General features: G+C 73.1%; 19 protein-coding genes and 1 pseudogene. 8 read left to right on the top strand and 12 right to left on the bottom strand.

Features of this window, described 5'->3' with window-relative positions; genetic code table 11:
• Positions 1-146: 146 nt before the first annotated feature.
• Complete coding sequence (locus ACFVHO_RS19360; protein WP_385715740.1) at positions 147-1,418, bottom strand: extracellular solute-binding protein; 1,272 nt, start codon at positions 1,416-1,418, stop codon at positions 147-149.
• 265 nt (positions 1,419-1,683) lie between these two features.
• Here ACFVHO_RS19360 and ACFVHO_RS19365 point away from each other — a divergent pair, with 265 nt between their 5' ends.
• Positions 1,684-2,721: a LacI family DNA-binding transcriptional regulator gene (locus tag ACFVHO_RS19365; protein WP_385715743.1), complete on the top strand. Its 1,038-nt coding sequence runs from the start codon at positions 1,684-1,686 to the stop codon at positions 2,719-2,721.
• Positions 2,722-2,767: 46 nt separating this feature from the next.
• Positions 2,768-3,187, top strand: a complete 420-nt coding sequence (locus ACFVHO_RS19370) for an ArsR/SmtB family transcription factor (RefSeq protein WP_385715746.1) — start codon at positions 2,768-2,770, stop codon at positions 3,185-3,187.
• On the opposite strand, the gene ACFVHO_RS19375 is transcribed toward ACFVHO_RS19370, so the two are convergent.
• Both ACFVHO_RS19375 and ACFVHO_RS19380 read right to left on the bottom strand, forming a co-directional pair.
• Positions 3,184-3,345, bottom strand: a complete 162-nt coding sequence (locus tag ACFVHO_RS19375) for a hypothetical protein (protein ID WP_385715748.1) — start codon at positions 3,343-3,345, stop codon at positions 3,184-3,186. The genes ACFVHO_RS19370 and ACFVHO_RS19375 overlap by 4 nt on opposite strands.
• 24 nt (positions 3,346-3,369) lie before the next feature.
• Positions 3,370-4,758, bottom strand: a complete 1,389-nt coding sequence (locus ACFVHO_RS19380; protein WP_385715749.1) for a cryptochrome/photolyase family protein — start codon at positions 4,756-4,758, stop codon at positions 3,370-3,372.
• A 238-nt stretch (positions 4,759-4,996) separates the two neighbouring features.
• On the opposite strand from ACFVHO_RS19380, the gene ACFVHO_RS19385 reads away from it, so the two are divergent.
• The 3 genes from ACFVHO_RS19385 to ACFVHO_RS19395 are packed head-to-tail and all read left to right on the top strand — an operon-like array spanning position 4,997 to position 8,518.
• A complete protein-coding gene (locus ACFVHO_RS19385) occupies positions 4,997-6,226 on the top strand; it encodes a lycopene cyclase family protein (protein WP_385715752.1) in 1,230 nt (409 codons plus the stop codon).
• A 1-nt stretch (position 6,227) separates the two neighbouring features.
• The gene (locus ACFVHO_RS19390) at positions 6,228-6,956 is read left to right on the top strand and encodes a class I SAM-dependent methyltransferase (RefSeq protein WP_385715755.1); all 729 of its coding nucleotides are present in this window, start codon (positions 6,228-6,230) and stop codon (positions 6,954-6,956) included.
• The gene (locus ACFVHO_RS19395) at positions 6,953-8,518 is read left to right on the top strand and encodes an FAD-dependent oxidoreductase (RefSeq protein ID WP_385715758.1); all 1,566 of its coding nucleotides are present in this window, start codon (positions 6,953-6,955) and stop codon (positions 8,516-8,518) included. Before ACFVHO_RS19390 ends, ACFVHO_RS19395 begins: the two co-directional genes overlap by 4 nt.
• Positions 8,519-8,541: 23 nt before the next feature.
• Here ACFVHO_RS19395 and ACFVHO_RS19400 read toward each other — a convergent pair whose 3' ends face one another.
• The 7 genes and pseudogenes from ACFVHO_RS19400 to ACFVHO_RS19430 all read right to left on the bottom strand — a co-directional run bounded on the left by ACFVHO_RS19400 (position 8,542) and on the right by ACFVHO_RS19430 (position 15,266).
• Positions 8,542-9,561, bottom strand: coding sequence for a DUF5914 domain-containing protein (locus ACFVHO_RS19400; protein ID WP_385715760.1), 1,020 nt, complete (start codon positions 9,559-9,561; stop codon positions 8,542-8,544).
• Positions 9,558-10,565, bottom strand: coding sequence for a phytoene/squalene synthase family protein (locus ACFVHO_RS19405; protein WP_385715763.1), 1,008 nt, complete (start codon positions 10,563-10,565; stop codon positions 9,558-9,560). Before ACFVHO_RS19405 ends, ACFVHO_RS19400 begins: the two co-directional genes overlap by 4 nt.
• On the bottom strand, positions 10,562-12,091 hold the full coding sequence (locus ACFVHO_RS19410) for a phytoene desaturase (protein WP_385715766.1): 1,530 nt from the start codon (positions 12,089-12,091) through the stop codon (positions 10,562-10,564). Before ACFVHO_RS19410 ends, ACFVHO_RS19405 begins: the two co-directional genes overlap by 4 nt.
• The gene (locus tag ACFVHO_RS19415) at positions 12,088-13,368 is read right to left on the bottom strand and encodes a polyprenyl synthetase family protein (RefSeq protein WP_385715769.1); all 1,281 of its coding nucleotides are present in this window, start codon (positions 13,366-13,368) and stop codon (positions 12,088-12,090) included. The genes ACFVHO_RS19410 and ACFVHO_RS19415 overlap by 4 nt, the downstream gene beginning before the upstream one ends.
• A 160-nt stretch (positions 13,369-13,528) precedes the next feature.
• Positions 13,529-13,765, bottom strand: coding sequence for a hypothetical protein (locus ACFVHO_RS19420; RefSeq protein WP_385715771.1), 237 nt, complete (start codon positions 13,763-13,765; stop codon positions 13,529-13,531).
• Between the two features lie 105 nt (positions 13,766-13,870).
• Positions 13,871-14,263: pseudogene (locus tag ACFVHO_RS19425) on the bottom strand (class F sortase); the annotation flags it as partial.
• 10 nt (positions 14,264-14,273) lie between these two features.
• A complete protein-coding gene (locus tag ACFVHO_RS19430; RefSeq protein WP_385715774.1) occupies positions 14,274-15,266 on the bottom strand; it encodes a MerR family transcriptional regulator in 993 nt (330 codons plus the stop codon).
• A 152-nt stretch (positions 15,267-15,418) separates the two neighbouring features.
• On the opposite strand from ACFVHO_RS19430, the gene ACFVHO_RS19435 reads away from it, so the two are divergent.
• Both ACFVHO_RS19435 and ACFVHO_RS19440 read left to right on the top strand, forming a co-directional pair.
• Positions 15,419-16,015, top strand: coding sequence for an RNA polymerase sigma factor (locus tag ACFVHO_RS19435; protein WP_385715777.1), 597 nt, complete (start codon positions 15,419-15,421; stop codon positions 16,013-16,015).
• A gap of 73 nt (positions 16,016-16,088) precedes the next feature.
• Entirely contained in the window at positions 16,089-17,660 is a 1,572-nt protein-coding gene (locus ACFVHO_RS19440; RefSeq protein ID WP_385715779.1) for an SDR family oxidoreductase, read from the top strand.
• Between the two features lie 7 nt (positions 17,661-17,667).
• On the opposite strand, the gene ACFVHO_RS19445 is transcribed toward ACFVHO_RS19440, so the two are convergent.
• Positions 17,668-19,086, bottom strand: coding sequence for a nitrate/sulfonate/bicarbonate ABC transporter ATP-binding protein (locus tag ACFVHO_RS19445; RefSeq protein WP_385715782.1), 1,419 nt, complete (start codon positions 19,084-19,086; stop codon positions 17,668-17,670).
• Positions 19,087-19,157: 71 nt separating this feature from the next.
• A complete protein-coding gene (locus ACFVHO_RS19450) occupies positions 19,158-20,912 on the bottom strand; it encodes an ABC transporter permease (RefSeq protein ID WP_385715785.1) in 1,755 nt (584 codons plus the stop codon).
• Between the two features lie 490 nt (positions 20,913-21,402).
• Between ACFVHO_RS19450 and ACFVHO_RS19455 the strand changes: the two genes are divergently transcribed.
• Complete coding sequence (locus ACFVHO_RS19455; RefSeq protein ID WP_385715788.1) at positions 21,403-22,137, top strand: MgtC/SapB family protein; 735 nt, start codon at positions 21,403-21,405, stop codon at positions 22,135-22,137.
• Positions 22,138-22,141: the final 4 nt, after the last annotated feature.

Here is a 22,141-nt window from a genome sequence, read left to right on the forward strand (position 1 = left end):
GGGGGCCACCTGGCCCCCCGCGCACCTGGGCGTGCACCGGGCCGGGCGCCGGCGCCGGGGTTTCGGGCCCGGGGGGGGGCGGCGGCCGCGGACGCCGGTGGCGTCCGCGGCCTCGACCGTTCGGGGGCCGCTCTCGACAGCCATCGTTACTTGTAGTCCTTGAGGAGCTTGCCGTAGGCCTTGCCGATGCTCTCGGCGCCGCCCTCGGGTGAGGTCTTGCCGCTGAGCACCTTCTGCATCTCGAGGCGGATGGGCTCGAACAGCGAGTTGGCCTCGGGGATCCAGGGCCGCTGCACGGACTTGTCGACGGCCGGCTTGAAGAACTGGACCATCTGGTTGCCCTTGACGGACTTCACGTCGTAGACGGAGGTGCGGGTGGGCAGCAGGCTCAGCTTCTCGGTGGTCTGCTGCTGCACCTTCGCCGAGCTCATGTACTTGATGAACTCGTACGAGGCGTCGAGGTTCTTGGAACCGGCGTACGCGGCCAGGTTCCAGCCGCCCTGCGGCGAGGCCTGCCGGGCGCTGCCGCCGGGCACCGGTGCGACGCCGAGGTTGGTCTTGTCGTCCTTGAACTGCTTGCCCTGCAGGGCGCCCTCGATGGACCAGGGGCCGTCGAGCGCCATGGCGACATCGCCGTTCTTGAAGGCGTTGAGCTGGTTGTTGTAGCCGTCACTGGCGTCGGTGACGGCGGCCTTGGAGTCGACGAGGTCCTTCATGACCTCGAAGGCCTTGCCGCCCTCGGCGTCGTCGACGGTGATCTCCTTCTTCTTGGTGTCGAGGAGGTCACCGCCCTCGCCGTAGAGGTAGGGAAGGTAGAAGTACGGGTCGTCGCCGCGCAGGTAGAGACCGGTCTTGCCGGACTTCGACTTGATCTTCTTGGCGGCGGACTTCACGTCCTCGAAGGTCTTGGGGACCTCGACGCCCGCCTCCTTGAGCATCTTCTTGTTGTAGAAGAGCGCGAGGGTGTCGATGGTCTGCGGCGCCGCGTAGGTCTTGCCCTTGAACTTGGTGCTCGCGGCGGCCTGCGGCAGGAAGTCGTCCGGCTTGTCGAGCGCGGCGGTGCCCTCCAGCGGCGCCAGGTAGCCGAGGTTCGCGAAGTCGGCGACCCAGGCGACCTCGGTGCGCATGACGTCGGGGGCGCCGGAGTTCCCGCCGGCCGCGTTCTTGAACTTGGCGTTGGCCTCGCCGAACGGCACGTTCACGTACTTGACCGTGACGCCGGGGTGGAGGTCCTCGAAGCCCTTGGCCAGCTTCTCGTACGTGCCCTTCTCGGCGTCGTTCGAGGTGTCCCAGAAGGTGACGGTCCCGGAGAGCTTGCCGCCGCTCTTCTTGCCGCCGTCACCGTCGTCGCCGCCGCACGCCGCCGCTGTCATCGCAAGGGCTGCGACCAGTGCGGTGGCCGTTATGCCACGCCGCATGTGTACTCCTTCAACTGGTCCCGGAATGACCCGGAATGAGGAGAGACGAAGAGGTGCCTCCTGCTGGCCGCACTCGAGGCGGCGCCGGGTTGGCAGGAACGTAACAGGCTTGAAAACCAGCCGAAAGACCTTGCGAGAAATTTCTGCAAGACGAGGTGATCGTTACCGTCGTGTGTCCTGCACGTTGCGGCGGGGCCCGTCAGGGCTTGCTGCAAGCTTGCGCAACCGGTGGGCAAGACCGCGGTCGGCCGGTACAGTCCCGTGCATGACCGCGCGGCTCGTCGACATCGCAGCCCAGGCGGGAGTCAGCGAAGCCACCGTCAGCCGGGTCCTCAACGGCAAGCCCGGCGTGGCCGCGGCCACCCGCGAAGCCGTTCTCGCCGCACTCGACGTGCTCGGCTACGAACGGCCCGTCCGGCTGCGCAGACGCGGCAGCGCGGGCCTGGTCGGCCTGATCACGCCCGAGCTGGACAATCCGATCTTCCCCGCGCTCGCCCAGGTGATCGGCCAGGCCCTGACCCGCCAGGGCTATACGCCGGTGCTCGCCACCCAGACCCCGGGCGGCTCCACCGAGGACGAGCTGACCGAGATGCTGGTGGACCGCGGCGTCGCCGGGATCATCTTCGTCTCCGGGCTGCACGCCGACACCACCGCCGACATGGAGCGCTACGGCTCCCTGCGCGCCCAGGGCGTCCCGCACGTCCTGGTCAACGGCTTCTCCCCCAAGGTCGACGCGCCCTTCGTCTCCACCGACGACCGGGCCGCGACCCAGCTGGCCGTGCGCCATCTCGCCTCGCTCGGTCACACCCGCGTCGGCCTCGCGGTCGGCCCCCGGCGCTTCGTCCCGGTCGTCCGCAAGATCGAGGGCTTCCGGCTCGGCCTGCGGGAGCGGCTCGGCCTGTCCGACGCGGCGGCCGACGATCTTGTCCAGCACTCCCTGTACACCCTGGAGGGCGGGCAGGCCGCGGCGACGGCGCTGATCGCCAAGGGCTGCACCGGCATCGTCTGCGCCAGCGACATGATGGCCCTCGGCGCCATCCGTGCCGCCCGCGAGCAGGGCCTCGACGTGCCCCGCGACATCTCGGTGGTCGGCTTCGACGACTCCCCCCTGATCGCCTTCACCGACCCGCCGCTGACCACGGTCCGCCAGCCCGTGCAGGCCATGGGGCAGGCCGCGGTCCGCACCCTCCTGGAGGAGATCGGCGGCACCCCGGCACCGCACAGCGAGTTCGTGTTCATGCCGGAGCTGGTGGTCAGGGGCTCGACGGCTTCGGGGCGGCGCGGCGGGACCGCGGGGGCCTGAACCGCGTCGCGGTGGCCGGGCGCCGCACGACGGTTACCCTATTTGCATGGACGCGCAAGGACAGTCGTGGGACGCGGCGGCCGCCGACCGTGCGGTGGCGGTGCTGAAGGCGGTGGCCGACCCGTCGCGGTACCGGCTGCTGTGGGCCCTCAGCGGGCAGGAGCTGCCGGTCAGCGCGCTCGCGGAGCTGCTCGGCGCGCATGTCGCCGCCACCTCCCAGCACTTGGCGAAGCTGCGGGCGGCCGGGCTCGTGGTGTCGCGCCGCGAGGGCACCCGGATCTACTACCGCGCGGCGGACGTGCGGGGGCTCCTGGACGAGGCGGCGCTGGTGGCCCGTGCCTCCGCCGCGGCCGAGGCGACCGGCCCGGCCGCGGAGCCCGCGGAGGCCGGCGCGCAGGAGCAGACCGTCACCGCGCGCGGCACCAGGGCACGGGCGATCCGCCGCCGCCCGGCCACCGGGCACTAGCCGGACGGCCCCGGGTCCTTCTCGGCCTCCGGGCCGCGAGCCCGCCCGGACGCAGCCGCGAGCCCGCCAGGACGCATCCGCGCCACGTGCGCGAGCCGAAAGCGGGACGGCACGGCGGAGTCGGGCCGGTCGCCGGACAGGCCGTGCGCGGTGGTCATCAGGCCCCGCCCCTGGCGCGGTGGTCATCGGGCCCCGCCCCTGGCGCGGTCGCGCGAGCGCTGGAAGCGGTCCCGTGCCTCGGCGAGATCGACGATCGGATCGGGGTAGTCGCAGGCGGCGCGGTCCAGTCCGGGCAGCTTCCACGGCTCGTGGACGGCCGGGGCCCGCAGCCCCGCGAGCTCGGGGACCCACCGTCGGACGTAGTCACCGTCGGGGTCGTGCCGCTTGGCCTGGGTGAGCGGGTTGAGGACCCGGTTGGGGCGGGTGTCCGTGCCGGTGCCCGCCATCCACTGCCAGTTGAGCTGGTTGTTGGCGATGTCGCCGTCCACCAGCAGGGACAGGAAGTGCCGTGCGCCGATGCGCCAGTCCACGTAGAGCGTCTTGGTCAGGAAGCTCGCGGTGAGCAGCCGGCCGCGGTTGTGCATCCAGCCCTCGTGGGCCAGTTGGCGCATCGCGGCATCGATCACCGGGTAGCCGGTGCGGCCCTGCTTCCAGGCCTCGATGTCGTCGTGTGCTTCCGCTGTTCCGCGCCAGGCGTCGTGCCGGCTGCGGTAGTCGCTGAACGCGGCGCTCGGGCGGGCGGCGAGGACCTGCTGGTGGAAATCGCGCCACGCCAGCTGACGGACGAACGCCGCAGGTCCCGGGCCGTGCTCCACACGCAGGCGGTGAAGGAGCTCGACGGCGGACAGCGTGCCGAAGTGCAGATGCGGGGACAGCCGCGAGGTGGCGTCGCCCGGCAGGTCGTCGTGGCGGTCGTCGTAGGCGGACACCCCGGTGCGCAGCCAGGCGGCGGCCAGTCGGCGGCCCAGGCTCTCGCCGCCCTCGGCGAGACCCGGTGACACGCCGGTGATGTCACCGCGGGCCGGGAGCGCCTCGGAGCCGACGGCGGCGGGCACGGGCACGGCGCGGGGAGCTGCCAGGGACTCCCGCAGGGCCTGTTGCGACCAGCGCTGGAAGTACGGCGTGAACACGGCGAAGTGGTCCGAGGACGCCGGGGTGACCGAGCCCGGGGCGACAGCGGTGCGGACGGTCTCGTGGACGAACAGGCGCAGCCCCTGGGCCTCCAGGGCACGGCGCAGTCGGCCCTCACGGCGATGCGCGTGACTGCTGTGGTCGGCCGCCATGTGCACCTCGCGGGCGTTCGCCTCGGTGACGACCTTGCACACCTCGTCGACGAGGTCACCGCGGCGCACGATCAGCCGACCGCCTCGCGCGCGCAGATTCGCGTCGAGGTCGGACAGACAGTCGGCGAGGAACGCCAGCCGGTTGGGGGCGGCGAACCCGGCGGCGTCCACGGCGGGGTCCCGCACGAACAGAGGCACGACGGCGTCGGCCCCGCGCAGCGCGGACCGCAGCGGCGGATGGTCGTGGACGCGCAGGTCCGAGGTGAACAGGACGATCGAGATGGTCATGGCGCGGCTCCTTGGGGGCGGGCACGTCCCGCACCAGTGGTTCCGGTCCGATGTGGTGTCCAGATGCAGTGCGTGCGCAGGCGGTGCGTGCGCGGGCAGTGCGTGCGCGGGCAGTGCGTGCGCGCCACCGCCGGTTCACCGAATTGGGCTGCCGACCGGGATTCGTGCCGTGCCGGTGCATCCGAGGGGCGGCCTCGCGCGGAAGACCGGGCATCGACGGACGACCGGCGAGGGGCCCATGCACGACACGCAGATCGCCATCGTGGGGGCGGGCGCGGCCGGGCTCTCGCTCGCCTACCGCCTGGCCACAGGCCATCCCGGCGGCCGCACGCCGTCGGTCGTCCTGGTGGACGCTCCGGCAGGGCCACGGAAGCCGGGAGAGCGCACGTGGTGCTTCTGGGAGGAACCGGACGGCGATTACGACGCCGCCCTCACCGCCGCCTGGGACACCCTGCGCGTGCATGCCCCCGACGGCACGGCCGTCACCGCCTCGCCCGCCCCTCTGCGCTACAAGATGCTGCGTTCCAGCTCCTTCGAGTCCCTGGTCGGCGACCGCCTCGCCGGGGAGCCGAACGTGTCCCGGCTCACGGCGGTGGTCGAGGCGATCGACGACTTCGGCCACGGCGCCGAGATCCGCACGCGCACCGGGGCGGGTCGCTCCCTGGCGCTGCGGGCGCGGTGGGTGTTCGACTCCCGTCCGCCGTCGGTCCTGCCGCCGGGCCGGACCACGCTGCTGCAGCACTTCCGCGGCTGGTTCGTCCGGACCGACCGACCCGCGTTCGACCCGCGGGCGGCCGTCCTGATGGACTTCCGCACACCGCAGCCCGCACACGGCGTGTCCTTCGCCTACGTCCTGCCGACGGGCCCCCGCCAGGCCCTGGTCGAGTACACGGAGTTCTCCCGCCAGGTCCTGGACGGCCGAGCGTACGAAAACGCGCTGCGTCGCTATCTGACCCACGAACTGGCCCTGGAGCACTACGAAGTCGCCCGCGTGGAGCACGGCGTGATCCCCATGACCGACGCGCGCTTTCCACGCAGCGCCGGCCCCTCCGTCTTCCGCATCGGGACCGCGGGCGGAGCGACACGGCCCTCGACCGGATACACCTTCGCCGCCATCCAGCGACAGACACGGGCCATCGCCGCGGCCTGTCACGAAGGCCGCACGCCCCGACCGCCCCCCGCGCACTCACGACGGTCCCGCGCCATGGACGCCGTCCTGCTGCGGGCCCTGGACAGCGGACGGGTCAGCGGGGCGTCGCTCTTCACCGACCTCTTCCGCCACGTCCCCATGGAGCGGCTGCTCCGCTTCCTCGACGGCCGCACCCACGCCCACGAGGACCTGACGATCGGGCTGCGCACCCCCGTGGGCCCGATGCTGCGCACCGCCGTCGAACTGCCCTGGCTCCCCAAACGTCACGCCCCCGCCCCCGAGGCGGCGGGGTGCCCGGCCGACCGGAACGAGACCTGAGATGACCGTACTGCGCGACGACACCCTGTCCGCCGCGTTCGACCACGCCGCCCGCGCCTACGACCGGCTGGTCGCCGTCAATCCCGGCTATCACGCCCACCTTCGCCGCTCCGCCCGCCGACTGCGGCTGCCACACGGCGGCGCGGGACTGCGGCTGCTCGACCTGGGGTGCGGAACAGGGGCGTCCACCGAGGCGCTGCGGCGCGTCGCGCCACGGGCCGAGATCGTCGCGGTCGACGCCTCGGCGGGAATGCTGGCGCACGCCGCCGCCAAGTCCTGGCCGCCCACGGTCACCTTCGTCCGGTCACCCGCCGAGCGGCTCGAACAGGCGGGCGTGCGGGGGCCCTTCGACGCGGTCTTCGCCGCCTACCTGTTCCGCAACCTCGCGGACCCCGATGCCGTGCTCGCCGCGGTCCGCGCTCTGCTGGCACCGGGCGGGCGTCTGGCCGTGCACGAGTACACCCTCAGCGGGCGGCCGGCGGACCGCCTCGTCTGGACGGCCGTCTGCAAGGCGGTGGTGCAGCCCGCGGGGACCCTCGTCGGCGACGGAACCCTCTACCGGCACCTGTTCAGGAGCGTCTGCCGCTTCGACACCGCGGCGGCGTTCGCCGCGCGGACCCGGCGGGCCGGCTTCACGCACGTGCGCGTCCTGCCGGTGCCCGGCTGGCAGACCGGCATCGTGCACACCGTGCTGGCCTCGTCCGGCACGGCCGAGAAGAGCCCTCGATGAGTCGATCCGACATCGCGCCGGACGGGCGGGCCCGCCACGGCCGTGACCGTCGCGCCCGGGTGTGGCACGCGCCGGTCGGGCTCGCCCGCGCACCACGGGGCCAGGCGCCCACGACGGCCGTCGTGGGCGGCGGCCTCGCCGGGCTGGCCGCCGCCACGGCCCTGGCCGAACGGGGCGTACGGGTCACCCTGTACGAGCGCGAGTACCAGTTGGGCGGGCGCCTTGCGGGCTGGCCGATCGAACTCGCCGACGGCTCCACGGCGACCATGACCCGGGGCTTCCACGCCTTCTTCCGCCAGTACTACAACCTGCGCGGCCTGTTGCGCCGGGTGGACCCCGGCCTCACCATGCTGACCGGCCTGCCCGACTACCCGCTGCGGCACAGCGCCGGGTTCCAGGACGGCTTCGCCGGAGTGCCGCGTACACCGCCGTGGAACGCCCTCGGCTTCGCCGCGCGCAGCCCCACGTTCGGCTGGCGGGACCTGGCCCGCGTGAACGCGCGCGCCGCGCTGCCCCTGATGGATGTGCGCGTCCCCGAGATCTACCGCCGGCTCGACCGGATCAGCGCGCGGGAACTGCTGGAACGGATCCGGTTTCCCAAAGCCGCCCACCACCTGGCGTTCGAGGTGTTCTCCCGCAGCTTCTTCGCCGATCCGCGCCGGCTCTCTGCCGCCGAACTCGCCCTCATGTTCCACATCTACTTCCTCGGCTCCAGCGAGGGCCTGCTCTTCGACGTGCCGCAGGAACCCTTCCCCACGGCCCTCTGGGAACCGCTGAGCGCCTATCTCGACGATCACGGCGTCGACATCCGGACCGGGCACACGGTGGAGAACGTGCGGCGTGCGCCGACGGGCGGATTCCGCGTCACCACCCGGGACAGCGAGATGCGGCACGACACCGTGGTGCTCGCCCTGGACACGGCGGGCCTGCGCCATGTGGTCGCGAACTCGCCCCAACTGGGCGACCCGGACTGGCGGGAACGCATCATGCGCCTGGCCACCGCCCCTCCGTTCCTCGTCTCCCGGCTGTGGCTGGACCGCCCGGTTTCCTGGGAGCGCCCGGGATTCCTGGGAACCAGCGGATACGGCCCCTTGGACAACGTGAGCGTGCTGGAACGGTGGGACGGCGAAGCCCTGCGCCGGGTCGCCCGCACCGGTGGCTCCGTGGTGGAACTGCACGCCTACGCCGTGGAACGGACCACCCACCGGACAGCGGTGCAACAACAACTGCTGGACCAGCTGCGGCGCCTGTATCCCGAGACCCGTGACGCCAGAATCGTCGACGAGCGCCACGAATGGCGCGCCGACTGCCCGCTGTTCGCGGTGGGCGGCTACCCCGACCGGCCCACCGTGCGCACCGCGGACCCGGCCCTGACCGTCGCGGGCGACCTGGTCCGTATCGACCTGCCCGCCGCGTTGATGGAACGGGCCGTGACGTCAGGGTTCCTCGCCGCCAACGCGCTGCTCGAGCGGTGGGGAATCGGCGGCCAGACCTTGTGGTCGGTCCCGGACCGCGGCCGGGTGCAGGCGCTGAGGGCACTCAACCGGCTCGCCGGTACCTAGGTCCGTGGGGCGTTTCCCGTGCGTCAGCCGGGGAACCGCCCTGTGCTGCGCAGGGTCCAGCGGCGCTCGGCGTAAGCGATGTCGTCGCGCCACAGACGGGCCGCCGCCGCGCGCATGAGCGGCCGCAGCGCGGGAGCCACGGCCCGGGCCGCGAGGAAGCCGGGGCGTTCGGATGTGGCGATCACCGCTTCGACGACCGCGGTGCGGGGATGTCCGGCACGATCCGGGCCCAACGGTGTCGCGTGGGTCTCCACCACGGAGCCCGCGCCCTCGCCGTGGGTGATGTGCATGACGACCGTGCGCGGTTCTGGAGCGGTGAAGACCGCCCGCACCGGTACGACCGCGCGCCCCGCCACTTTGAAGGACACGTCGACGGTGAAGGCGTCGTCCCCGGCCTCGTCCGAGCCGTCCCCGGTGAGCGGGGCCACGGTCAGGTCGACGAAGGAGTACGGGTGGAACCAGGCACCGTGCCAAGGGTCGAGGCGGTTGGCGACGACGTCTTCGGGCTCGCAGCGCCCACTCGTCGTCAGCACGGCCGCCACGCTGTGCGCGAGGCGGGGACGCGGAGGGACCACGGGCCGGTCCAGGGCCTGTTCGCCGCCGATGTCGTCGAGTCTGACCCAGGTCAGCACACCGTCGTCGAAGGCCGGATAAGGGTTCCAGTCCCCGAAGGGCCGGCCGTCCAGGGCCAGCCCGTGCCAGTGACAGATCACCGTGCCGCAGCGCACCGGGCTGTCCTTGAGCGGGGCGCCCAGGTGCGGGCAGGCTCCCGGCCCCGCCCGCACCGTCCCCCCGGCGTCGCGCCACAGCACGATCTCCCGGCCCGCCACCGTGCGGCCCAGGGAGCGGTCGCCCTTGAGCTGCCTGGAGGCACCCAGCACGTACCAGTTGCCGGACGGGCGGCCCTGGGCGCGCTTCAGCGCCGCGGCGATCACTGCGGGCCGCGCCTCGCGCCAGGTCGGGTGCTGCCGCTCCCAGGCCACGGGCCGACGACGCAGCCGCAAGGGGTAGCGCCGGGGCCCGGGTTCACGGCCTGCACTCATACGGGCTCCTTCCACGGCTGCCGGGTGTCCACGGTCGACGGGTGCCCGGGCGGCACGGCGCTGCCGCGCAGGCGGTGGCGCAGCCGGGCGGCCACCACCCGGGCCAGGCCGTCGCAGGCAACGGCGGCTCGACGGCGGCGAGCGACGACCGCCCGGCGATGCAGGACGGCATAGCCGTCGGCGGCGATGGCGTCCAGGATGGCGGCGTAGAGCACGAAGGCGGTGCGGACGCACGGGCGCGAGACGGGGTCGAGCATGGCCAGGCCCGGTGCCGCCGTGCGGTAGGCGTCACGGGTGACGGCGCGGGCAGCCGTCAGCGCCTCGGTGATCCGGTGGTCCCGGCGCCCCGTCGTACGGCTCCAGCACAGGAGCGCGCGGTCCACGCCGTGCGCGGAGAGCAGGTCCTGGGGCAGATAGATCCGGCCCCGGTCGAGGTCCTCGCCCACGTCCCGCAGGAAGTTGGTCAGCTGGAAGGCGACCCCGAGAGCCGCGGCGTGCGGCGCGGCCTCCGCGCGGGGGACGACGGTGCCGAGCACGGGCAGCATCTGCAGGCCGATGACGGCGGCCGAGCCGTGCATGTACCGCTCCAGATCGCTGTACGTGGAGTACTGGCTCACCTCCAGATCCAGGCGCATGGAGGCCATGAAGTCGGTGAAGTGCCGGGAGTCTATGGCGTAGCGGCGTGCGGTGTCGGCCAGGGCCGTCACGACGGGTTCGCCGCTCGTGCCCGTGCGCAGCCCGTGGTCCAGCTGGTCCTGGAGGCGTCGCAACGCCAGGGACCTCTCGTCCGGTGCGGCTGCCCCCTCGCCGACGTCGACGATGTCGTCGGCCCAGCGGGCGAAGCCGTACAGGGCGTGGACGGCGGGCCGTCGCTCGACCGGCAGCAGCCGGGTCGCCAGGAAGTACGTCTTGCCGTGGCGGGCGTTGAGGCGCCGGCAGTGGGAGTAGGCGGTACGCAGCGCGGGATCGGTGATCCCCGCGGCGTCCAGTTCCCGGGCACTCATCCGTGTCCCCCCGTGGCCCTGGACCGTCCGGCGGCGGACGACGCTCCCGGTGGGCCGGTGACGCGTGCCGCGGCCAGCTTGCCGGAGACGAGGACGGTGGGCACGCCCACGCCGGGGGTCGTGCCGCAGCCCGCGAGAACCGCGTTGTCCGTGCCCCGCACCAGGTTGCGGGGGCGGAAGGGGCCGGTCTGGGCGAAGGTGTGGGCGGCGGAGAAGGGAGTGCCGGCGGCGTGTCCTCGCGCCGTCCAGTCCGCCGGGGTCACCAGGCACTCCTCCTCGACGGCCGCGTCGATCCCGGCGAGCCCGCGTCGCTCCAGCTCGGCGACGAGGCTGTCGCGGTAGCGGGGCGCGAGGGCTCTCCAGTCCCGCGCCCCGGGGCCGATGTCGGTGTTGGGGCAGGGAGCCAGTACGTAGTGCAGGTGGCGTCCGGCCGGTGCCAGGTCGGGGTCGGTGGCCGTCGGGCGGGTGATGAGCAGGGACGGGTCGGACATGAGGTTCCCGGTGTGTGTCAGTTCGTGGAACGTGGACTTCCAGGCGGACCCGAAGGAGATCGTGTGGTGCGCCAGTCGGGGCCAGGTGCGGTCGCTGCCGAAGTGCAGGAGCACGGCGGAGGGCGAGTGGCGCAGCGGCTTCGGACGGCGTGGCACACGGCCCAGGAGTTCGTAGGCGACGGGCAGGTCCGGGGTCAGGACCACGGCGTCGCAGGCGATGCGTCCCCGGGCGGTGATGACGGCGGTGATCCGGGATCCGGTGCGCTCCAGGCTCCGGACGTCGTGCTCGTACCGGATGTCGGCGCCCGCCCGTGCGGCGGCTTCCGCCATGGCCCGTGGCAGGGCGTGCATGCCGCCTCTCGGGAAGTAGACCCCGGCGACGGTGTCCATGTAGGCGATGACCGCGTAGGCGGCCAGGGCGCGGGCCGGGGGCACGCCCGCGTACAGCGCCTGGAAGGAGAAGATCCGCTGCAGTCGTTCGTCGGAGATGAACGAGGCGATGCGCGCGTCAAGGCGCCGGAAACCGCCGAGGGCGGCGAGCCGGGCCAGGTCGGGGGTCAGGAGTTCCAGGGGCGAGTCGAAGTTGGTGTCGATGAACCGGCGCATCTGGAGCCGGTAGAGCCGCTCAAGCCAGGTGCGCAGGCGTCGGTACCCCATGGCGTCCCTGGAACCGGCGAAGCGTTCGATCTCGGCTTCCATGGCGCCGGGGCCGGTGTGGACGTCCAGGCTGCTGCCGTCGGCGAACTGGGCCCGGTAGGCGGGGTGCAGCGGGACGAGGTCCAACCGGTCCCGCAGGCTCTCGCCCACCGCGGCGAAGGCGTCCTCGACGAGTTCCGGCATGGTCAGGACGGTGGGGCCGGTGTCGATCCGGTAGCCCGCCCGCTCCAGGAGCCCCGCCCGGCCGCCCGGGTGATCGGCCCGTTCGACCACGGTCACGGCTCGTCCGGAGCCCAGCAGATGCAGGGCGGCCGACAGACCCGCGAGTCCTGCGCCCACGACCACCACGTGATCGGTCCGCCCCGGCAGGGTCCTCATCGGCTGCCGCCTTCGGCACGGGGGTCGCGCGGGGCGGACGGCGCCGCCGGGTGACCGGCCGCGGCGAGGCCTGCCACGCGGTGGAAGAGCGCGCGCAGTCGCCGGTCGGCGTGCGGGACGAGGACACCGGCGCCGAGGTGCCGGTTCGCCTCCTCGATCAGGTGGAGGATCTTGTCCTCGACGATCGCTCGTGCCCCCGTCGTCACGAACGCCTCGCGCACCCTGCGCACGTCGGCATCGGCCAAGTCGGCCCTGCCCACGCAGGCGTTGAGGAGGGTCAGCAGATCGCGGTCCGCCGCGGCCTCGGCCCTGGCGGTGGCCACCGCCAGGAGATACGTGCCCTTGCCGTCGCGGATGTCGTCCCCGGAGGGCTTGCCAGTCTCAGCGGGATCTCCGAACGCGCCGAAGAGGTCGTCGCGCAGTTGGAAGGCGATGCCTGCGCAGCGGCCCGCCGAGCGCAGCGCGCGCGTCGTGGCCTCGTCCGCACCGGCCAGCGCCGCGCCGAAGGCCAGCGGACGCTCCACCGAGTACAAGGCGCCCTTGAGCGACGCCGTACGCATGGATCTGACCACCGACCGCGAACCGACGGCCTGACCCTGCAGGTCGAGATACTGGCCTGCCACCATCTCCGCGCGCATGGACTGCCACAGTGCGCGCACCTGACGTGCCTTCGCGCGATCGAGGTCGACCGAGGCCAGCACGTCGTCCGCCCAGCTGAGGGCCAGGTCGCCCACGAGGATGGCGGCGGCCGTGCCGAACGGCTCGCCGGGCCCGCCCGCCGCGGGCGTCCCGTACTGCGTCTGGACGTCCACATGGACGGCGTCCCTGCCCCGGCGCAGCGGTGAGCCGTCCATGACGTCGTCGTGGACCAAGGCGCAGGTCTGGACGAGTTCGAGGCCCGCGGCCAGGCGAAGGGCGGCCTCCATCTGGCCGAGGTCGGAGCCTCCCGCGCACGCCCGCAGACCCCACCAGAGGAACTGGGAGCGGATGCGCTTGCCGCCCTCCAAGGTGAATCGGGCCACGCGGGCCGCGATATCCCGCGCGAACGTGCCGTCGATGGCTCCGGCATCCTCGAGTCGCCCCTGGAGGATGACCGCGAGCGCGCGTCCCACCGCGGCGGGCACGTCGGCGTCGATGTCGTGTGCGCGCGCAGGTCCCAGGGTGTCGCGCCTCGTCTCCGTGGCGGCGTCCGAGCGGCCCCGGACACGGGTGTGGGCCTCTGCGGCGACCGCTCCGCCGCCGCTCGTGGCGGGCGGTGCTCCTGTCCCGGGGCGCATTGCACGTCCTCTCAGCCATTCGACCGGCATGGGCTGAAGAACGTTCGGCCGCCGAGGGCCGCCTGGATGCAGTTCCCTCACATCGACGTGCACCTGCCGTCGGGGCCTTCCGGTGCCTCGAGCCGCGCCACGCCCCGGGTGTCCTTCCCGTGACTCCGGCTCACGGCGGGGCGAGATCCAGTTCGGCGGAGATCACCTGCCAGACCCGCTCGGGTGGCGGAGCCGGAACGTCGTCGGGTGACACGGCCCGCGCCGCTCGGACGACCCTGCGCAGGGAGTCGAGTTCGGCCCGGCACCGATCGCACGCCGCCAGGTGGGCGGTGCGGGTGTCGAGGGTTCCGGAGGCCTCGTCCGCGAGGGCGAGATCGGCGAGATCGGCGGGGTGCGGATGCTTCACGGCTTCTCGCCTCCCCACGGCGTGAGGGCGCCGATGCCCTGAACCGGCTCCTGTCTGGCCCTGTCCACCGACAGCGTGTGCCGGGCCGGTTCGGACGCGGCGGAAGACCGACGGTGGCAGGTCCTGTCGAGGCACGGTGCGGCGGGCCGTCACCCGGTAGCGCACGGGCTCGGCGGCCTCGCGCTCCACCACGACGGTGTCGTCGGACCGGACGTCGTACAGCGCGGCGAAGGCGCCCGGCTCGCCGCTGCGGGAGTCGACATGGCCGACCAGAACGGCGGAACCGTTCGGGGCGCCGGGTGCGGGCCCGTGGCGGTACCAGCCCGCTTCGGCGGGGTCGGCGGGGAGGGTCCGGCGCTCGCGAGGGCGAGAGCGAGGGCGCCCGCGGTGGCGGCTGTCAGAGTGAGGGTGCGCGAGTTCATCGGTCGATTCCCTTCGCGGCGCATTCCGACCGGTGCGGAACTCACTCTCACTTCCCGTGCGCCGGTGACCGCGGATGCGGACGGGCTCAGCGCCCGACGGGGCGCCGCCGGACGTCGTCGCCCACCGCCGTCTCCACGGCCGCCAGGGCTTCGGCCAGTCCCGAGGGCCGCGGCAGTCCGGGCACGGTCTGACCGGCCCAGCCCGGCCCGAGCGTCAGTACGAGGGGGTGTCTGCGGGCGCCGCGCACGCCCCACTCCATGGCCGCCACGTGCTGCGCGAGGGGGCGGTTCGCGGTGGTCCGGGACTGGGCCCACAGCCCGATGACGGCGGGCCCGGTCCTGCGGACCGCGTCCACGAGCGCTTCGGCGGGCATGGCCGCGCCGAACATCCGCACCGGCAGGCCCCGGTCGATGAGGGCCGCCGCCAGCGCTTCCAGCGGCAGTGTGTGGATCTCGCCGGGCACGCAGGCGAGCAACGTCGTGGCGGCCGCCTGGTCGGCAGGGATCCTCGGGGCGCCTCGGCGCAGCGCACCGGTGATGTGCCAGGAGAGGAAGTGCTCGACCTCCACGTACTTCTCGCCCGAGCTCTGCCACTTGCGCCCCACCGCCTGCAGCGTCGGCATGATCACTTCCTGCCATGCCGTGACCAGGCCGTGGTCATCGATCGCCGCGGCCAGCAGGTCGTCCACGGAGGCGGCATCGAGCCGCAGGGAGGCGCGGGCGAGACCTTTGCACTCCCGGCGCACGTCCCCCAGCTGGAGACCGGTGCCCGACCGGCTGCGCGCGGGGCTCGGCCGCGCCGGTGCGTCGGCGGCGGGCGGCGGTGCCGAGGGCCGGCCTTCGCGTGCGGCGCGCGCGGCCTCGGCCGGCGGCACCCCCGCCATGGTCAGCGCGCTCATCCGCTCCAGCCGTGCGATGTCCGCGGCGGTCCAGCGGCGGTGTTTGCCGGGGGTGTGGGCGTCGGGCCCCAGGCCGTAGCGCTGGTCCCACGTGCGCACCGTCGTGGGTGCGACGCCCAGGCGCCTGGCCACCGCACCGGTCGACAGTCTCGCGGCCTTTTCGTGCTCGCTCGAGCTCACCGACTCATCGTACGACGCAAAACCGACGCGTGTTGCTTGCGTCGTTTCTGCGTCCAAGACTCGGAACCGGCGCGGGTGGGCGCCGGCCCGTGGCTGTGCGTCCGCACGTGAACTCCTACTCCGCACCGCCGCTTCGCAGGAGGAACAAGACCATGAGTTCGATCATGCGAACCTCGGAGCGTCTGTTCCCGCCCGTCGAGGGAACTGCGCTTGAGGAGGACCTCGCCCGCGGGCTCGTCGATTCCGACGAGCAGGCGTTCGCCGCGATCTACCGGCGCTGGAGCTCCCTCGTCCACACCATGGCCGCCCGCTCGCTCGGCGACGCGCGGGAGGCGGAGGACGTGACCCAGCAGGTGTTCCTGGCGGCCTGGCGGGGCCGGTCCGGATTCCACCCCGAACGCGGGCCGCTGGGCGCCTGGCTCGTCGGCATCACCCGGCGCAAGACCGTCGACGCGCTGGCGGCCCGCACCCGTCGCCTCCGTCTGGTCGAGGCGGCGGGCCGCGCCGCGGACGCCGCCGTACCGAACCCGCAACCGGCCGTCATCGACCAGGTGCTGGACCGGGTTCTCCTCTCCGCGGAGCTCTCCCGTCTGCCCCGGCGGCAGCGGGAGGTGCTGCGCCTCGCGTTCTACGACGACCTGACGCAGGCGCAGATCTCCGAGCGCACCGGCCTGCCCCTGGGCACGGTCAAGAGTCACGCGCGCCGGGGCCTGTTCCAACTGCGCGGCAAGATCGAGGAGGGCCGCTGATGTGCGCCCTCGCGTTGCTGGAAGCCTCTCGGCAGGCGACCCTGCTCGGAGCCAGTGGGCGGAGGAAATGATCATGGGAACGGACGGACGGCGAGCCGCAGAGCGGCTGCACTGTCTGGTCACCGGCGCGTCCGGCTACATCGGCGGGCGCCTGGTGCCGGAACTGCTGGCCGCGGGGCATCGGGTGCGGTGTCTGGCCCGCTCGCCGGGCAGACTCCGCGACCACCCGTGGGCGGCGGACGTCGAGGTGGCCCAGGGGGACGTCACGGACCCCGCTTCGCTCGCGGAGGCCCTGCGCGGGATCGACGTCGCGTACTACCTGGTGCACGCGCTGGGCTCCGGCTCCGATTTCGAGGAGACCGACCGCCGCGGGGCCCGGACCTTCGCCGAACAGGCCCACACCGCCGGTGTGCGGCGCATCGTCTATCTGGGCGGTCTCACACCGCGCGGCGTCCCCGCGGCGCGGCTCTCCACGCACCTGCGGTCGCGCGCCGAGGTCGGGCAGATCTTCCTGGACGGACCGGTCCCGGCCACCGTGCTGCGGGCCGCCGTCGTCATCGGTTCGGGATCGGCCTCGTTCGAGATGCTGCGCTATCTGACCGAGCGGTTGCCGGTCATGGTCACCCCCAGCTGGGTGCACACGCGCACACAACCCATCGGCGTCCGCGATGTGCTCCGCTATCTCGTCGGATCGGCCACCATGCCGGCCGATGTCGACCGGGCGTTCGACGTCGGGGGCCCGGACGTCCTCACGTACAGGGAGATGATGCGTGCGTATGCGAGAGTCGCCGGGCTGCGCCGACGGCTCATCGTGCCGGTGCCCGTTCTCACGCCGGGGCTCTCCAGCCACTGGGTCGGCCTCGTCACCCCGGTGCCCGCCGCGATCGCCCGGCCGCTCACGGAGTCGCTGCGCCACGAGGTCGTCTGCCACGAACACGACATCGCCCGGTATGTGCCCGACCTGCCGGGCCGCCCGCTGCCGTTCGAGGAGGCGCTGGACCTGGCGCTGCGCAGGGTGCGGGAGGCCCAGGTCGCCACCCGCTGGTCGTCCGCCTCCGTGCCCGGGGCACCGAGCGATCCGCTTCCCACCGACCCCGACTGGGCCGGCGGCAGCCTCTACGAGGACGAACGGCAACTGCCGGTCCAGGTGTCCCGACAGGCGCTGTGGAAGGTGATCGAAGGCGTCGGAGGCGACAACGGCTGGTACTCCCTCCCGATCGCCTGGGCGGTCCGGGGCCGCCTCGACCGGTTCGTCGGCGGTGTGGGCCTGCGCCGCGGACGACGCGACGCCGAGCGGCTGAGGGTCGGCGACTCGCTGGACTTCTGGCGGGTCGAGGAGATCGAGCCGGGACGGCTGCTGCGACTGCGGGCCGAGATGCGGCTGCCGGGACTCGCCTGGCTGGAGATGCACGCCGAGACGGACGACGCGGGCCGCACCCGCTACCGGCAGCGCGCCCTGTTCCACCCGCGCGGCCTGCTGGGCCACGCCTACTGGTGGTCCGTCGCGCCGTTCCACGCTCTCGTCTTCGGCGGCATGGCCCGCAACATCGCGCGGGCGGCCGCCGAAGGCACGAGCGCGCCCGGGACCGCGCCTCACCCCGGCCCCGTACGACACCGCCGCGCCGGGCGACGGGCACGGCGCTGATCCGCCGTCACCCGCGCCCCGGCTCCCGCTCCGCCCCCTCCGCCCCCGCCTCTTCGTCGAGCCGGTACTCCTGCGGATCGGCGTCGTAGGAGTACAGCTCCGCGTACCGGCCCCAGTCGGTGGCCGTCTCCAGTTGCCGGTCCACCTGCTCGCTCGTGAAGTGGTGGGCGAGCAGGTCGCGGAAGAACCCGGCGCGGACGGCGCCGTCCGGCTGCTGCCGCAGGCTGTTGGTGATGAGCTTCACCAGCGGGATCTCGGTGGCGGCGGTGGCGAAGATGGTCTTGGACGTCTGTACGTCGGCCTCCGCGAACGCCGTGCCCGGCTCGGTGAGGACCAGGTCGTCGCCGTTGATCGAGGCGAAGCCGAGCAGTTCGAGGGCGTCGACCTGCGGGAGCAGGTCGTCGACGTCCAGGCCGAGTTCGTCGGCGAGGTCGGCGAGGTCGCGGCGGCCGCCGCGGTGGGCGACCAGCTCCGCGAGGCCGGACAGTCCGTCGACGGTGGCGGCGGGCAGCGGGGTGCCGGCGACCGTGCGCCTGTCCAGGTCGGCGGGTTCGGTGCGGCCGGAGAGCCGGGCCTCCTTGGGGCGGCCGGTCATGATGCGGTACACCCGGTCGATGAGTTCCTGGAAGGCGGGCGCGTCCCGGTCGCGCGGGCGGTCGAGGCCGACCTCGACGGTCTCCCGGATGGTGCCGTAGGGGCGGGAGCCGAGGACGACGATGCGGTCGGCCATCAGGACGGCCTCCTCGATGTTGTGGGTCACCAGGACCACGGCGCGGGTGGGGAACTGCCCCGACTCCCACAGCTCCATCAGCTCGCCGCGCAGGTTCTCGGCGGTCAGCACGTCGAGCGCGGAGAACGGCTCGTCCATCATCAGCACGTCGGGCTCCACGACGAGGGCCCGCGCGAAGCCGACGCGCTGCCGCATCCCGCCCGACAGCTCCTTCGGGTACGCCGACTCGAAGCCGTCGAGGCCGATCAGGTCGATGGCCTGCCCGGCGGCGCGGGCACGCTCGTCGGCGGGCACGCCCCGTGCCTCCAGGCCGAGTTCGACGTTCTGGCGCACGGTGAGCCAGGGCAGCAGGGCGAAGGTCTGGAAGACCATGGCCGTGCCGGGGTTGGCGCCGGTCAGCGGCTCGCCCCGGTAGGCGACGGAGCCGGAGCTCGCCGGGATGAGCCCGGCGAGGCAGCGCAGCAGGGTGGACTTGCCGGAGCCGGACCTGCCGAGCAGCGCCACGATCTCCCCGGCGCGGACGGTGAGGTCGATGCCGGAGAGGACGGGCAGGTCGCCGTCGGCGCCCGCGTAGGACTTGGTCAGGCCGACGGCCTCCAGGAGGGCGTCGCCGTCGGCTGCGGGCGGCGGGGCGACGGCCGGGGCGGAGGCCGGGGCGGAGTGGGTGCGCAGCTTGCGGAGGGCCTTGAGTGCCATGACGGAGGCTCCAGTTCGGCAGAGGGAGAGGGAAGTCGAGGGGTGGGCCACGGCCTGGGCCCGGTCGCGGGTCACAGCGCGTACCGGGTGTCGGCGAGGCGGTAGAGGCGGCGCCACAGCAGCCGGTTGAGGCCCACGACGTACAGGCTCATGACCGCGACGCCCGCGATCAGGCGCGGGAAGTCGCCGTCGGCGGTGGCCTCGGCGATGTACGCGCCGAGGCCGGTCGCGGTCAGCGTGGTGCCGCCGAACGTGACGACCTCGGAGACGATGGAAGCGTTCCAGGCGCCGCCGGACGCGGTGATGCCGCCGGTGACGTACGCGGGGAAGACGCCCGGCAGGATCAGCCGCCGCCAGCGCTGCCGACCGCGTACGCCGAGGTCGTCCATGGCCTCGCGCAGGTCCGTCGGGATCGACATGGCACCGGCGATGGTGTTGAAGAGGATGTACCACTGGGCGCCGAGCGCCATCAGGAGGATGCCGCCGACGTCGATGGACAGACCGGTCTTGAGGAAGAACCAGACGGCGAGGGGGAAGAGGAAGTTGGCGGGGAAGCTCGCGAGCACCTGGACGATCGGCTGCGCGATCCGGGTCAGGCGCGGCGAGAAGCCGATCCGTACGCCGATGGGCACCCACACGACGGTCGCGACGGCGACGAGCACGACGACGCGGGCGAAGGTGACGAGGCCGAGCAGCAGCGGCTCGCCGAACACGCCGAGGCCGGTGCGGTCGTCGAGGTAGCGGCCGAGGTCGACCAGGCCCCACACGATGAGGCCGCCCGCGACGAGCCCGAAGGCGAGGTCGCCGGTGCGCCTGCGGGCCGGGTCGACGGACAGGGGGCGGTCGTCGGTGCCGAACACGCGGGCGGCGCGGCCGAGGGCGCGGCCGACGGGGCGCAGCAGCGTGCCGAGGAGGTGCGGCCAGTGGGAGCGGCGCAGGAAGTCCAGGACGACGGAGCGCTGCACCTCGTCGGCCTCCGCCTGCTCGTTCTTGAAGCGCTCCGCCCAGGCCGTGAGCGGGCGCCAGAACAGGAAGTTCACGCCGATGACCATGACGGCCATGGTGAGCACGGCCCAGCCGACCTTGCCGAGGTCGCCGTCGGCGACGGCCGCTCCGGCGTAGGAGCCGACGCCGGGCAGGGCGTAGTCCTTGTTGTTGACGCTGATGGCTTCCGAGGCGACGAGGAAGAACCAGCCGCCGCCGAAGCTCATCATGCCGTTCCAGACCAGGCCGATCGTCCCCGCGGGGACCTCGACCTTCCAGAACCGCATCCACTTGGTGAAGCGGAACGAGCGTGACAGCTCGTCGAGTTCACGGGGCAGCGAGGTCAGCGAGTGGTAGAAGCCGAACGTCATGTTCCAGGCCTGGGAGGTGAAGATCGCGAAGATCGACGCGCATTCGAGGCCGAGCAGGGAGCCGGGGAACAGGGCGATGAACCCGGTCACGGCGACGGTGAGGAAGCCGAGGACCGGCACGGACTGGAGGATGTCCAGGGCCGGGATCAGGATCCGTTCGAGACGGCGGCTCTTGGCGGCCGCGTAGGCGTACGCGAACGTGAAGACGACCGAGGCGGCCAGGGCGACGAACATCCGCAGCAGGGAGCGCGCCGCGTCGTACGGCAGCCGCGCCGGATCGGTGTCGACCGTGACCGACTGGTCGGTGGAGAAGCGGACGGTGGTGCCCTGACCGACCCGCAGGACCAGGTAGAGCAGGACCAGGACGGCCGCGGCGACCACGACGTCCACCCAGGACATCCGGGAAAGGCGCCCGGCGAACCGGGAGGAGAGCGGGGCGCGCGGCGGAGCGCCACCGGCCTTGAACGACATCACAAGAACCTCCGACCACACTCTGGGCACAGCGGTTCCCCGGCCGCGACCGCAGCCGAGGCCGGGCAGGCGAGGGTCACACCGTGACGGGAGTGCGCACGTGAACTGGCAAAGAGGAGAGACGGCCGTCGGCGCGGTGCCGCACGGGCCGTGTCACGCCGGTCCCGTGCGGTGCTGACGCGGGGAGCGGCGGATCAGGAGCTGCCGGGGAGGCAGCGGCTACTGGGAGGGTCGGCGCCCATGACTGCCTCCTTCCGGGATGCCGGGACGGCGCGATGCCGGGATGCGTCACCGGGCCGGGACGTGCCCCGGGCCGGAATGCCGGGGGCTGCCTCCGGAAGTGTGCGCCTCTTTGCGTCGATACGCAAATAAGGAGGCCGAGGCACCCTCCGAGCGGGTACTCTTTTTGCATACTTGCGCAAGCATGCAAGTATCAGTCGCGTGAGAAGTACCGGTGACAGCGGTACGGGAGCCACCTGGAGGTGCCGCCATGCAGTCCCTGACCACATTCGACTTCGCCCTGCGCCTGGCCACCGGCGTCGGCTGCGGCGCCCTCATCGGCGTGGAACGGCAGTGGCGCGCCCGTATGGCGGGGCTGCGCACCAACGCCCTGGTCGCCGCGGGGGCCACGCTGTTCGTGCTCTACAGCGAGGCGATGCACGACCCGACGAGCCCGACGCGCGTCGCCTCGTACGTCGTCTCCGGCGTCGGATTCCTCGGCGGCGGCGTCATCATGCGCGAGGGCGCCTCGATCCGCGGCCTCAACACGGCGGCCACGCTGTGGTGTTCGGCGGCGGTCGGCGTCCTCGCGGCCTCCGGACGGCTGATCCTCGCCCTGCTCGGCGCCGCCACCGTCGTCGCCGTCCATCTGACGCTGCGACCCACCAGCCGCCTGATCGACCGGGCCCCGCAGGGCAACTCCGACACCCCCACGCAGGTCACCTTCCACGTCACCTGCGACCGCCGCGACGAGGCCCATGTCCGGGCGCTGCTCATCCAGTTGCTCAGCAGCACCGACCCGCGCCTCGCGGGGCTGCGGATCCGGCGCGGCGAGGACGACGACAGCACGGCCCTGGAGGCCGCCGTCGTCCTCGACGGCGCCCCCGGCGCGGACATGGAGCAGCTCGTGACGCGCCTCTCGCTGGAGCCGGGCGTCCGCGATCTGCACTGGCACCTCGCGGACCAGGACGAGCAGGCCCGCGCCGAACGCGAGGCGCTGGTCTGACCCG

It is taken from the genome of Streptomyces sp. NPDC127108 (genome assembly GCF_042677545.1).
Classification (GTDB): domain Bacteria; phylum Actinomycetota; class Actinomycetes; order Streptomycetales; family Streptomycetaceae; genus Streptomyces.